The organism is Thiospirillum jenense (assembly GCF_014145225.1).
GTDB lineage: Bacteria > Pseudomonadota > Gammaproteobacteria > Chromatiales > Chromatiaceae > Thiospirillum > Thiospirillum jenense.
Window position 1 is genome coordinate 1 of the sequence record NZ_JABVCQ010000015.1, and the last position, 13,020, is coordinate 13,020.

The 13,020-nt window shown below is 50.3% G+C and carries 11 protein-coding genes; 7 read left to right on the top strand and 4 right to left on the bottom strand.

Annotated features, from left to right (window positions below; all coding sequences use genetic code 11):
- Positions 1-23 precede the first annotated feature (23 nt).
- The gene (locus tag HUK38_RS08055) at positions 24-212 is read left to right on the top strand and encodes a hypothetical protein (protein ID WP_182583817.1); all 189 of its coding nucleotides are present in this window, start codon (positions 24-26) and stop codon (positions 210-212) included.
- 5 nt (positions 213-217) lie between these two features.
- On the opposite strand, the gene tsaC is transcribed toward HUK38_RS08055, so the two are convergent.
- The 3 genes from tsaC to HUK38_RS15505 are packed head-to-tail and all read right to left on the bottom strand — an operon-like array spanning position 218 to position 2,601.
- A complete protein-coding gene (gene tsaC / locus HUK38_RS08060; RefSeq protein WP_182583818.1) occupies positions 218-823 on the bottom strand; it encodes an L-threonylcarbamoyladenylate synthase type 1 TsaC in 606 nt (201 codons plus the stop codon).
- A 29-nt stretch (positions 824-852) separates the two neighbouring features.
- Positions 853-1,134: a circadian clock KaiB family protein gene (locus HUK38_RS08065; protein ID WP_182583819.1), complete on the bottom strand. Its 282-nt coding sequence runs from the start codon at positions 1,132-1,134 to the stop codon at positions 853-855.
- Between the two features lie 36 nt (positions 1,135-1,170).
- Positions 1,171-2,601, bottom strand: coding sequence for an HD domain-containing phosphohydrolase (locus HUK38_RS15505; protein WP_182583820.1), 1,431 nt, complete (start codon positions 2,599-2,601; stop codon positions 1,171-1,173).
- A 194-nt stretch (positions 2,602-2,795) separates the two neighbouring features.
- Here HUK38_RS15505 and coaBC point away from each other — a divergent pair, with 194 nt between their 5' ends.
- From coaBC to ffh, 6 genes are all read left to right on the top strand, one after another.
- The gene (gene coaBC, locus HUK38_RS08075; protein ID WP_182583821.1) at positions 2,796-4,079 is read left to right on the top strand and encodes a bifunctional phosphopantothenoylcysteine decarboxylase/phosphopantothenate--cysteine ligase CoaBC; all 1,284 of its coding nucleotides are present in this window, start codon (positions 2,796-2,798) and stop codon (positions 4,077-4,079) included.
- A complete protein-coding gene (gene dut / locus HUK38_RS08080) occupies positions 4,030-4,491 on the top strand; it encodes a dUTP diphosphatase (protein WP_182583822.1) in 462 nt (153 codons plus the stop codon). The genes coaBC and dut overlap by 50 nt, the downstream gene beginning before the upstream one ends.
- A 198-nt stretch (positions 4,492-4,689) precedes the next feature.
- On the top strand, positions 4,690-7,302 hold the full coding sequence (locus HUK38_RS15120) for a phosphomannomutase/phosphoglucomutase (protein ID WP_238787533.1): 2,613 nt from the start codon (positions 4,690-4,692) through the stop codon (positions 7,300-7,302).
- Between the two features lie 97 nt (positions 7,303-7,399).
- Positions 7,400-8,464 (top strand): MraY family glycosyltransferase, encoded by a 1,065-nt coding sequence (locus tag HUK38_RS08090; protein WP_182583823.1) that lies wholly within the window; start codon positions 7,400-7,402, stop codon positions 8,462-8,464.
- Positions 8,461-10,323 carry a polysaccharide biosynthesis protein gene (locus HUK38_RS08095; RefSeq protein WP_182583824.1) on the top strand — a complete coding sequence of 621 codons (1,863 nt, stop codon included), beginning with the start codon at positions 8,461-8,463 and terminating at the stop codon, positions 10,321-10,323. The genes HUK38_RS08090 and HUK38_RS08095 overlap by 4 nt, the downstream gene beginning before the upstream one ends.
- Positions 10,324-10,367: 44 nt before the next feature.
- On the top strand, positions 10,368-11,735 hold the full coding sequence (ffh, locus tag HUK38_RS08100; protein WP_182583825.1) for a signal recognition particle protein: 1,368 nt from the start codon (positions 10,368-10,370) through the stop codon (positions 11,733-11,735).
- A gap of 164 nt (positions 11,736-11,899) precedes the next feature.
- Here ffh and HUK38_RS08105 read toward each other — a convergent pair whose 3' ends face one another.
- Positions 11,900-12,793 (bottom strand): HDOD domain-containing protein, encoded by an 894-nt coding sequence (locus tag HUK38_RS08105; protein ID WP_182583826.1) that lies wholly within the window; start codon positions 12,791-12,793, stop codon positions 11,900-11,902.
- Positions 12,794-13,020 lie beyond the last annotated feature (227 nt).

Here is a 13,020-nt window from a genome sequence, read left to right on the forward strand (position 1 = left end):
GTGACTTGACATGGTGAATACTCATGGTTGAGTGGGAAAGAAATCTCCCCAGCCCAATTGTTTATTTAAATCCCCTCCCGCCTTTTACAAAGGGGGCAAGAATGACGACTGTATTAATTAACAGCCTGACCCTTTTGCAACGGGGAAATAAAAACCTTATTCAATTAATGATGCTGAATTGCAAAGATGCGGTGGGCGGGCAACCCAACTGACTGATTTAATTCCGTATTACCCGCCCCGTCATGCCATCCCGAATGACCGACGGCCGCCGCGCCCCGCCACACGGTGCGTTAATAATTAACTGTGGTAAATGTGCCAACCGCTGCCGCACCTGCAACGCCGTCCGCGCCGGCCGCCGTCCGGCTTGATTAGCACTGGTGGAAATGAGCGCCCCACCCCACATGTCGCACAATCGCAACACCAGCGGATGGGCGCTCACCCGCACCGCCACCTGCGCGTGATCGCCCGTCAACCAGCGCGGCGCGCTCGGGTGCGCGGGCAACAACCAAGTATTGGCGCCCGGCCAACTGGCATGAATCGCGGCCATTTGCGCATGATTCAGCGGTAAAACAAAGGGTTGCAGCGCAGCAAAATCGGCCGCAATCAAAATTAACCCCTTGCTGACTGTCCGCTGTTTCAGCGCCAGCAGGCGATTAACGGCGTCGCCATTGCGCGGATCGCAGCCCAACCCGTACACCGCCTCGGTGGGGTAGGCGATCACGCCGCCGGCAGTCAAAACCTGACGGGCAAGGCGCAGCGCGTGGGCGTGACTGCCAACCTGTTGTTTGGTCAGCAGATTTTGGTTAAGTGGCGGCAAACGCATCATGTCTCACCTGCGCAACAGCTTGTTAATCAACGAGTTGCGGCTAACATCCCCAAGCCGCGTCGCAGGCGCTCGACATCGGACAAATCACCGATCAGGCGGCGCTCCGGCGCGGGGGCGGTGACGACCACCGTTGGCGTTAATAAAATATGAAAGGGGATGGTGCATTCGGGATTTAATAGCACGTCCACCAATTCGAGCGCATAATCATCACCAAATTGTTCATAGCAAAAGTGCCGTAAATTATCTAATGCGCGGCAGGTTAACTCGCTGTCGCCGGCATGAAACAGCATTAAATGATAGGTCGCCATTTGTATCATTAAGTCCGCTAAAAAATGGTTAAACAATTACTCTGCCAGCAATGGATTGCCGGGGATTTCTAAATCAGCCACTTGTAATCCTTGTTGATTAAACAGGCGAATGCAGGCGGTGACGATGTCGGGATCATAATGATTGCCGCTGCCGCGTTCTATTTCAAATAATGCGGATACCAACCCGCGTGCTTCGCGGTAGGGACGGCGGGAACTCATGGCATCTACCACGTCGGCTACGGCTAATACCCGCGCCTCTAAAATGATTTGTTCACCTTGCAACCCTTGTGGATAACCGCTGCCGTTTAAGCGCTCGTGATGTTGATGAACCATTGCAGCGAGTGGCCATGGATAGGGAATACCGGCAATGATGTCGCGCCCGACGGTGCAGTGGGTTTTAATTAATAAATATTCAATTTCACTTAAACGCCCGGGGCGGGTGAGGATTTGTTCTGGCACATATAATTTGCCGATGTCGTGAATGATGCCGCCCATGTAAATACCTTCGACCGTATCAATTGGCAGCCCCAATTCAATTGCTAATAACCGCGCTAATGCGGCGACGCGGCGTTGATGACCGGCGGTGTAGGGATCGCGGGTTTCGACGGTGCGCGACATGGCGTCGAGGGTTTGCACCAGTGCGGTGCGCAGGCGGTCAGCGGTGGCGCGGTAGGCATCTTCGCGCCGCCGGCGCTGGGTGAGATCGCGCAGGGTCAAGACGTGTGCCGGCTGACCGTTCCAGGTCGTCACCGTTGCCCGCAGTTCAATCGGGACGCGCTGACCGTCGGGGCGGTGCAAATCCAATTCGCCGCGGCCGGTGTGTGAGGTCAAGCCGAGTGGAAAATCGGTCAATTCGGCTAATGTCCGCCCGAGGAGCGTTTGCGCGGCGGGATTGGCAAATTGGACACAGCCGTCGTCATCTGTGACTAAAATGGCATCGGCGTTGTGTTGAATCAGGTGCGCGAGTTGCGGATGGGCAACGGTGTTACCATTCGCCAACAGGTGATAGTGATCGAGGGCGATGGCGAATTGCCGCGCAATGGTGGCGAGAAATTGGATGTGCGCGGCGCTGAATTGATGCGTGCGCGAGCAGGTGGCCACGACAAAGATCGCGGTGTTGTAGCGATCACAGTTGATCGGGTAGGCGAGTACCGAGCGCACGCCGAGTGCCGCCAGCGCGATCAGCGGTTGTGGAAACTGCTGATAGTCTTCGGTGATGACGTAGGTTTGGCGGCGCAGCGCTTCACCGGTCACGCCCAATTGGTGGTCAAATGGTTGGCACAGTTGCGCACGGGTCACGGCCGGCAGCGGTTGCCCGGCGAGCGGACTGAGCCAGCGATACACCAGTTGCGTCCCGTTATTGGTCAGCACGGCAATGGCGGCGAATTCGGTGTCCGTCAAGCGCATCGCCGCATTGAGTGCCTGCTCGGCAAGGGTGTCTAAATTGAATGTCTGTTCGTGTGTCACGGCAACCGCGGAATTTGACCAACAGTGTTTGGTGCATCATAAACAAAGCGGCGGGAATGATACGATGCTTATTTGACGCGCATGGCACATGCTCACATGCCAGTCAGTGTCGCCTTTACAATTCACCGCAGACATGCGACCAGTCTAATTGTGACTGACCGATTTAATTTTTAATTGCCACCAATCTTGCCATCATGTCTAACAATCCACCGCCGCCGTCATCTCCCCGCATCCTCTTGGGTATCAGCGGTAGCATTGCCGCGTACAAAACGGCTGAATTAACCCGCCAACTGCGCCAGCGCGGCGCTGAGGTGCGGGTGGTGATGACGCCCGCCGCTGCCGAGTTTATTTCACCGCTGACGTTGCAAGCGTTGAGTGGACATCCGGTGCGCAGCGCGTTATTTGACGCGGCCGCCGAGGCGGGCATGAGTCACATCGAGCTGGCGCGCTGGGCAACGCAAATCTTGATTGCACCGGCGACTGCTGACCTGATCGCCCGCCTCGCGCACGGGTTAGCGGATGATCTGCTGACCACGTTGGTGTTGGCCACCAGCGCGCCGGTGACACTCGCCCCCGCCATGAATCATCAGATGTGGGCGCACCCGGCTACCGTCGCCAATGTCGCCCAACTGCGCCAGCGCGGGGTGCAATTCCTCGGGCCGGCAGTCGGTGAACAAGCCTGCGGTGAAATGGGCGCGGGGCGGATGGTGGAACCGGCCGCGCTGGTTGAACAGTGGTGGCCGCGGGTGATGCGGCACGGTGACGATGCCGAAGTTTTAGCCGCGCTGCGCGGGCTGCCGGTACTCATCACCGCCGGCCCGACCCGTGAAGCACTCGACCCGGTGCGCTGTTTGACCAATCACAGTTCCGGCAAAATGGGGTACGCGCTGGCGCAGGCGTTGACGGCGGCCGGGGCGGAAGTGACGCTGATTGCTGGCCCGACGGCACTGCCACGCCCGGCGCTTGACCAATTCGTCGCGGTCGAATCGGCGCTGGACATGTACGCTCAGGTGCTGGCGCGAGTTGCCGAGTGCGCCATTTTCATCGCCGCCGCCGCCGTTGCCGATTACCGCCCCGCGTCGCCCTTGCCAACCAAGTTCAAAAAACACACTGCCGACTTGACGCTACACTTGACGCGCAATCCCGACATTTTGGCCGACGTTGCCGCCCGAATCGCGCCACCCTTCACCGTCGGCTTTGCGGCAGAAACGGTGACAACGGTTGAAGAATTAGCCGATTTAGCCACCGCCAAACGGTTGAATAAACGGCTTAACATGATCGCCGCCAATCGCGTCGGTGGCGACAGCGGCGGATTTGAACGCGACGACAACGCGCTGCTCGTTCTCTGGGACGGCGGCAATCACCACCTGCCGTTACAATCCAAAACCCAACTCGCCGCCGCCCTCACCATCCTGATTGCCGAACGTTATGCCTTATCCACTGCAAGTCAAACTTCTCGACCCGCGCCTCGGGCGTGATTTTCCACTGCCGCACTACGCCACCGACGGCGCGGCGGGACTGGATTTACGCGCCATGTTGACTGACCCACTGGCGCTGGCCGGCGGCGCCACCGTGTTAATTCCCACCGGATTAGCCATTCACATTGCCGACCCGGGCGTTGCCGCGTTAATCATTCCGCGCTCTGGATTAGGGCATAAACACGGCATTGTATTAGGCAATTTAGTTGGGTTAATCGATTCGGATTATCAAGGTCAGATTTATATTTCCTGTTGGAATCGCAGTTACACACCCTTTCGACTCAACGTCGGTGAACGAATTGCGCAATTAGTCTTGGTGCCGGTTTTACAAGCCTCATTAGAAATTGTCACCGAATTTGACAGCAGTTCAATACGCGGTGAAGGCGGGTTTGGACACAGCGGACGGCATTAAAATAAATGAGTGCGGCGGATGCAATCATGCACAAACCTCATTATCTTTAACGACATTTATCCAATCAACACTAGGCGTGAGGAGTGACGCAACCGCGAATACTGTGGTTCGCAAACTCGCCGTATCCTATACATCAACAGCAAGACGCTTTCCCAATAAAACAATTCCCCAGCGAAAAGCGTGAGGAGACAATTCGGCATGAGTTCCCAATTAAAATCCGCCAGCCATCAAAATCGTACCAGCACACCCAAATACCGCAGCTTGCGGCGCTTTTGGTTAATCACCTGGGCGGGCGTGACTGTATTCGGTATTGCCGCGTTATTACTCGTGATCTGGCAAAGCCGCGCCGAGCAACAGCAATTACGGTTAGACCTCCTCCGCATTGGCAGCAGCAGCATTATTGAAGAACTCGCCACCCGCAGTTTTACATTACGCAATCAATTAGATGTTTGGGCCGCCGACCCGCACCTGCGTGACCTATTCAAATACGCCGATCAAAGCAATTTCACCGCCGAAAGCCAATTGCTCATGCAACGCCTCCCGACCGCATTAGCCATCAATTTATTTCAAGTTGAAATGACTGCCAACGGCGCCAACCTCCGCGCCATTGATGAACGCCGCCTCAGTTATGCCGGCATTGATTTAGTGCGCCAAGTAATGAAATCTAAACAGGTTTCATTATTAGAAGCACACCGCGTCAATCAACAAGACGCCCATTTAGCAATTGCCCAACCGGTCTTGAGTGATGATGGCCAACAGGTCGTGGGCGTGATTCATCTTGCCCTGCCATTATCATTATTGCCTAAACCGTCTAAACAACTAGCCGCAACCGCGCAATTAACGATCCAACAAACCATTGGCAATGACAGCATTGCTATTAATACAAAAAATGCGCCGCCACCGCCGCCCACGGCAATTATCTACACCGCCACTGTGCCAATGACCCGCCTAAACGTGACCGCCTGGATGGCAATGCCCGAATGGTACACCACCCAATTAGCTTGGACGGCACTCGCCCTCGCGTTATTATTAATAGCGTTCTATACAGCGCTCATTGCCGCATTGGCCAGTGCGCAGCGCCGGAATCTATTCAATGATGTGCAGTATTGCACCGCAACGCTCACTGCATTGGCGAATAATCAAGTCCCCCCCAAACGCCGCCTGCGCAATCAAGAATTCATCCCACTCGATGCCGCCCTCACGCATTTAACCGAAGTGTATGGCAATCGCGTTGTCAGTCATCAAGTGGCAGGACATGACGCACAGACTGAATTTGACGCTGATCTAGCTGCTAACTTCCCCGATCTACCGGCAACGTCGGTGATGTTGTCCAATCCAACCGCCATCGTTAATCCACCCAGTACGCATTCAGTTTCATCTACCCATTCATTAATAAAAACCACCTCCAGTCCGCGCCTGGAATTATTATCCGGCACCATGCCAGCGCGAGTATTTCGCCCCTATGATATTCGTGGATTAGTGGACAGCGAAATGACTGATGAATTCATGCAATTATTAGGTCGCGCCGTCGCAACTGAATCACTCGAACGCGGCACCGGTTCAATGTTGGTGGGACGTGATTATCGCCCCAGCAGTGAACATTTAACTGCCGCGTTAATAATTGGATTGCGTTCCAGTGGCTGCAATGTCATTGATTTAGGGCAAGTTCCGACACCGGTTTTGTATTTTGCTAGTCAACTAGCAGGAAATATCTCAGGTGCCGTCGTGACCGCCAGTCATCATCCAATTGAATACAACGGATTAAAACTCGTATTCGCCGGACAATCGGCCACGCCATTAACTATTGCCAAATTACGCCAACGTTTGCAACATGGTCAATTCACCAGCGGCGACGGTAGTTATCACGAACAATCCGTATTAACCGATTATTTAGATGAAATAGAACAAAACATTCGACTCACACGGCCATTAAAAATTGTCGTGGACGGCGGCTTCGCCACCCCTGCATTAGTTGCACCGCTACTGTATCAAGCATTAGGGTGCGAAGTGATTGCATTGCGATGTGATTTAAATGATGCCCAGGCCGGTGTGTTAATTCCCAATCCGGCTAAAATTGATAGTTTGCAATTATTAGCAGATCAAGTATTAGCCAACGGCGCGGATTTAGGGTTAGGTTTCGGTGGTGATGGCGACCGCTTAGGTGTAATTGATTCCAGCGGGCAAATGATAACCACCGACCGCGTGTTAATGGTATTAGCCACACATTTACTATCGCAATTACCCGGCAGCGACGTTTTATTTGATGTTAAATGCAGCAGCCGCTTGGCTGAAATCATTCATCATCACGGTGGTCGGCCGGTCATGTGGAAATCCGGTCATGCGTTCTTAAAAGAAAAACGCCAAGAATTAAATGCACCATTGGCCGGCGAATTTAATGGACATATTATGTTTGCTGATCGCTGGAATGGCTTTGATGATGCCTTTTATGCCGGCGCCCGCTTATTAGAAATTCTCACGCAGGACTCACGCCCCAGCAACGCCGTCTTCGCCGATTTTCCAATTGGCATTGCCACACCCGAATTGATTTTACCGGTCGCCACGGGTGAAGAACAGGAAATCATGGCAATGGTATTAGAAGCCAAAGGGCGTTTAAGTGGTGTGCGCGTCACCACCATTGATGGCTTGCGTATAGATAGTGAACAAGGCTGGGGATTAGTGCGCGCTTCTAATACCGAACCGGCGCTCAGTTTCCGCTTTGAAGCCGACGATCAAGTGACATTAAACAAATTACAAGACCTATTCCGGCGGCTAATGAAAGTCGTGGCACCAAAATTAACAATGCCGTTCTAAGTGCAATGACTTGTCATTTAGTCAACAACGAGTTTTAATTAAAAAGTTGCGTTTTTAGTTTGACGGTTTATTATTTCATGTTAATTGCCACCACACCATGAGTTTATTCACTACATTTGCTATTACGACAGGTGTGACCTGCCTCATTAGCGCCGGCATCACACGCTGGCTCATCACCCGCCCCGCGTTATTTGCCAGCATTCTTGACCATCCCAATGCCCGTTCATTGCATCAACAACCAATTCCCCGCACCGGCGGCATTGCGATATTCATTGCCATTCTATTCGGCGGCGGCGCGATGATTGCTATCGTACCACCGCTCACCAATGCACAAATGACCCGCAGTCTTGTATTATGTTTAGCTGTTTTATTAGTCGGTGGCGTATCGTTTTTAGATGACTGGCGACAAGTAGCACGGCGCTACCGCTTATTGATTCATTGCACCGCTGCATTACTCGTGTACAGTGCTAACTTAGCATGGGATTATTCATGGTTGCCAGGTAGCACGGGATTAATGCCCAGTTTTATTGCGCTACCACTCACCCTTTTATTTATCATTTGGATGATTAACCTATACAACTTTATGGATGGCATGGATGGCTTTGCCAGCTCACAAGCAATCATTGGTTTCAGCGCATTAGCAATACTCGGTATTCACGCCGGCGATTGGGTATTTACCGGTTTCAGTCTGGTGATTATTGCCGCTGCATTAGGGTTTTTAACGGGTAATTTCCCCCCCGCCCGCATCTTTTTAGGTGATCTTGGCGCTTCACTATTTGGCTTACTCGCCGCAGTCTTGATACTCTGGGGTGCGAATGACGGGCTATTTTCATTATGGATTGGCGCATTAGCCTTTTCACCGTTCATTGTTGATGCGACCTGGACGCTATTGCGCCGCGCAATGCACCGCGAACCCATTTGGAATGCTCATCGCTCACACCATTATCAACGCCTCGTGCTATCCGGTTGGAGTCATCGCAAAACTTTATTGGCAAGTTATCCAATCATAATTGCCGCCGCTGCGACCGCTGTTGCTGCTGTATCATTAGCGCCCATCGAGCAATGGCAATTACTTTTTGGCTGGGCGGGCATCTATAGTTTAATTCATCTCAAGGTGCGATTTGTTGAACGTCATCATTCATCATCCCCGAATAATCCATGAAACGCTGGTATGAACGGCTGCGGTCACGCACCGCCGCTTTATTACACGATATTTTAATGATTCCCGCGGCCTGGCTGCTGGCATTTTGGACCCGGTTTAATTTTGAAACCATTCCCGACCCGTATGCAAACAGTGCCATCATCACGCTCGCGTTAGTTGTTCCAGTCTGTGCCGTTAGTTATTGGCAATTTGGCTTATATCGCGGCGTGTGGCGCTTTGCTTCACTGCCAGATTTAACCCGTATTGTTCAAGCAACCCTGACCGCCACCGCCGCAATTTTAGCACTGCTGTTCATTGTTAATCGGATGGATTCAATTCCCCGTTCAGTGCCACTGCTATTCTTGTTATTTCAATTAGTCTTACTCGCTGGGCCGCGCTTGCTATACCGCTGGATAAAAGATCATCGCCTCACATTGAGCAATGGACAACGGGTGTTAATTATTGGCGCGGGACGGGCAGGTGAAATGCTGGTGCGCGACATGTTGCGTGATCCACATCGCACTTATCAACCCGTGGCCTTTATTGATGATCGCCCGCGTCGAGATGGCGGCGCTATTCATGGTATTCCAATTCACGGCAACACGGCGCGTCTTTCTGAATTAGTGACGGTGCTCAGTATTGATCTAATTCTATTGGCCATTCCAAGTGCATCCGCGCCCGTCATGCAACGGTTAGTTGAATTATGCGAACAAACGCAATTGCCATTTCGCACCGTCCCACAATTACATTCACTCATGTCTGGGCAGGTGACTATTAACCAACTGCGCGAAGTGTCAATTGAAGATCTACTCGGCCGCGAGCCAGTGACATTAGATTGGGATGCCATTCGTGCTGAATTAGCTGGACGGGTGATTTTAATTACCGGCGCCGGCGGCTCTATTGGCGCTGAACTGTGTCGGCAAATCATTCCTGCCGGCATTAAACGGTTAATTCTCGTGGATCATTGCGAATTAAGTTTATACCGCGTGGATATGGAATTGGCGGAAACCTATCCGCAATTACCCCGGCGACGTTATTTGTTCAATGTCGCTGATGCAATTGCAATGCAACGGTTATTCGCTCACGAGCAACCCAGTATTGTTTTCCATGCCGCAGCGTATAAACATGTGCCATTATTAGAAGACCAAATTGATGCCGCTGTGCAGAATAATATCATTGGCACTTATACGGTTGCGCATACCGCCCAATGTTATAGGTGCGAGCGTTTTATATTGATTTCAACCGATAAAGCAGTGAACCCAACCAATGTCATGGGCGCGAGTAAACGGGTGGCTGAATTATGCTGTCAACGCCTGACGCGATTGCCGAATTCACCCACCCGTTTTATTACCGTGCGCTTTGGCAATGTATTAGGTTCTACGGGGAGCGTTGTGCCGTTATTTCGCCGTCAAATTGCACAGGGCGGGCCGGTGACAGTCACTGATCCAGAGATTGAACGCTACTTCATGACGATTCCTGAAGCCTGTCAATTGATTATGCAAGCGGCGGCAACGGCGAATGGTGGTGAGATTTTTATTCTCGATATGGGTGAACCTGTGAAGATTCGTTTTTTAGCTGAACAAATGATTCGTTTATCTGGTCGGCAACCGGGGAGTGAAATTCCTATTCAATATATTGGATTACGGCCCGGCGAAAAACGCTTTGAAGAATTGTTTTATGCGAATGAAAATACAATGGCAACGGCGCATCCAAAAATCCGCGTTGCGCGTCCGATCAATTCACCTCCCACGTTTGATCCTATTGCGATAATTGATGAGTTGAATACTGCACTGGCGGCGCATGATGTTTTACAATTGACGCGACTATTAAAACATCTTGTGCCAGAATGGCAGCCGGATGTCAGCCATGCTTTTCACTAAATCATACCATTATTCCTTCGCCAACCATTTAGCAGCAATTACCTATGTTTAATACTTTACAAACCCGTTTTGGTGACGTTGTTAAACACCTACGCGGTCAAGCCCGTTTAACTGAAGAGAATATTAAAGACAGTTTGCGCGATGTGCGCATGGCATTATTAGAAGCCGATGTTGCATTGCCAGTGGTGCGCGATTTTATTGAACAAATTCGAGTGCGCGCCCTCGGTGCCGAAGTTGCCCGCAGCCTCACGCCGGGGCAGGTTTTAATTAAAATTGTCCATGATGAATTAGTTAAACTCATGGGTGAAGTGAATGAAACACTTAATCTCAACACGCAACCACCGGCGGTCATTTTATTAGCGGGATTACAGGGATCGGGTAAAACAACGAGTGCGGCCAAATTGGCGCGTTGGTTACAAGAGCGGCATAAAAAGCGGGTGATGTTGACTAGTTGTGATGTGTATCGCCCTGCCGCAATTGAGCAATTAGCGACATTAACCGCCGAAATAAACGCGACCTTTTTTCCCAGTGATGTTCATGCTAAACCAGCGCAGATTGCATTAGCGGCATTAGAGGCAGCGCACAAACAACTCTATGATGTGTTAATTGTAGATACCGCTGGACGGTTGGCAATTGATGCAATGATGATGACCGAAATTCAACAGATTCATGCGGCACTTAATCCAATTGAAACCTTGTTTGTTGTAGATAGCATGACGGGTCAGGATGCGGCAAAAACGGCGCGGGCATTCCATGAAACCTTGCCATTAACTGGCGTGATTTTAACAAAAGCGGATGGCGATGCACGAGGCGGCGCGGCCTTGTCTATTCGCCAATTGACGGGTCAACCAATTAAGTTTATTGGTGTGGGTGAAAAGACAGCGGCATTAGAACCCTTTTATCCTGACCGTTTAGCATCACGCATTCTTGGCATGGGCGATGTGGTGACGCTGGTTGAAGAAATGCAGCAAAAATTCGATCATACCCAAGCAGAGCAATTAGCAAACAAATTGCGCAAAGGGCGCGGATTGGATTTAGTTGATTTTCGTGACCAATTAAACCAGATGAATAAGTTGGGCGGGATGACTGGGTTATTGGATAAATTGCCTGGGATGAATCAAGTGCCAGATCATGTGAAAAATCAAATCAATGATCGTGAATTGATGAAGCTGATTGCAATCATTGATTCGATGACACCGCAGGAACGCGCTTTCCCCCAGATTATTAAAGGATCGCGGCGGCGGCGTATTGCATTGGGGTCGGGAACGCGAGTGCAGGATGTCAATCAACTGCTAAAACAATTCACCCAAATGCAGAAAATGATGAAGAAGATGAAAGGCGGGAATATGGCAAAATTGATGCGGCAAATGTCTGGCAATCTGCCACCCGGGATGGGCTTGCCATTCAAATGATTGAGTTGTAACGCGCTTCAAATCAACAGTCAGTGACACATGTTGGATAGTTAATTATTGATTGAGAGGGCGGCGTTTTGCGCTATTAAAGCTCGATTTGAACACAATCAACGACTTTTTAATTACAGTACACTGCTGATTAGAATAAAAGCAGTATTGAACGATCACATAAGATGAAGCATTGGAGTTATTTCCTGATTATCGGTTAAAAATTCGTTTGTATCGAGTCGGGTGACGGCATCTTCAAGCATCACTTCTAATTGTGCCAATCGAATTTCTTTAATGCCTAATATCTGGGATTCTGAAGTCGCTGCTAAAACAATGTTTGGCTCTGCTGGTTGCCCAACCCCGAGTTTGTGATGAATAACATTAATTAAACGCACCATGACTAATAGGGTATTGGATTCATCAATCTCTTCGTTGTGATGATCGCGGGCGACAGTGGCATACATGTCCGGTAATTCCCATTTTATCATTAACCGATACCCTATATCGGTGTGCATAGATGTTAATACTTCTTCGATCAGAGCATCGGTGAGTTTAATTTGATAGTTTTCATTTGTCGCCGCTGCATCTAATGCTTTAAGCAAAAATAATTTACCAATGTTATGTAGCAAACCGCATAAGAATGCTTCTTCAGTCTGGTTTGCATAACCAACATGTGGCGCTAACCATTGCATTCCCGTTGCTGTCAATAATGAGTGGCGCCATAGATCAGGCATATAACCTGACACCATTTTCAATTTGGCAGTATGCACTAAAAGTTGCGATGCAACCATTGCCAGGCTTGCAACACGACTCATTCCCAAGCGTTGCACTGCGCCTAATATTGTCGTGACCTGTTTTAATCCGCCGTAAAATGCCGAATTAGCTGTTTGTAAAATACGCACGGCTAACGCTGGATCACACATAATTAAATCGGTGAATTGTTGCAAGGTAATCTGTTTAGAATTTTTCAGTTCTTGCAACTTTAACGCGACAAGATTAAATACCGGTAATTGGGTACTATTGGTGTCGAATTCTTCTTCAATTAAATCGCGTAAAGATTTTTTGGACACTGCTACCTCGATAATATTTATTAGCATTGCTAATTTGATGACACAGAATGCTGCATTATTTCTAGTGTGATCAAAAACAAACTATTCAGTAATGTCAGCATGGTCTCTATTGCAATTAAATTGGTTTGAAATCCATTCGTGCTTTAGTGAGTAATGTCGAGCGTTAGTTAAACGATTGACAGAATCCATTAAACACTCGCTGATCCACCGATTAAAGCACCTTCTGA

Coding starts and splice junctions, on each gene's coding strand:
- HUK38_RS08055 (WP_182583817.1), top strand. CDS start 24: ATGGTTGAGTGGGAAAGAAATCTCCCCAGCCCAATTGTTTATTTAAAT.
- tsaC (WP_182583818.1), bottom strand. CDS start 823: ATGCGTTTGCCGCCACTTAACCAAAATCTGCTGACCAAACAACAGGTT.
- HUK38_RS08065 (WP_182583819.1), bottom strand. CDS start 1,134: ATGGCGACCTATCATTTAATGCTGTTTCATGCCGGCGACAGCGAGTTA.
- coaBC (WP_182583821.1), top strand. CDS start 2,796: ATGTCTAACAATCCACCGCCGCCGTCATCTCCCCGCATCCTCTTGGGT.
- dut (WP_182583822.1), top strand. CDS start 4,030: ATGCCTTATCCACTGCAAGTCAAACTTCTCGACCCGCGCCTCGGGCGT.
- HUK38_RS15120 (WP_238787533.1), top strand. CDS start 4,690: ATGAGTTCCCAATTAAAATCCGCCAGCCATCAAAATCGTACCAGCACA.
- HUK38_RS08090 (WP_182583823.1), top strand. CDS start 7,400: ATGAGTTTATTCACTACATTTGCTATTACGACAGGTGTGACCTGCCTC.
- HUK38_RS08095 (WP_182583824.1), top strand. CDS start 8,461: ATGAAACGCTGGTATGAACGGCTGCGGTCACGCACCGCCGCTTTATTA.
- ffh (WP_182583825.1), top strand. CDS start 10,368: ATGTTTAATACTTTACAAACCCGTTTTGGTGACGTTGTTAAACACCTA.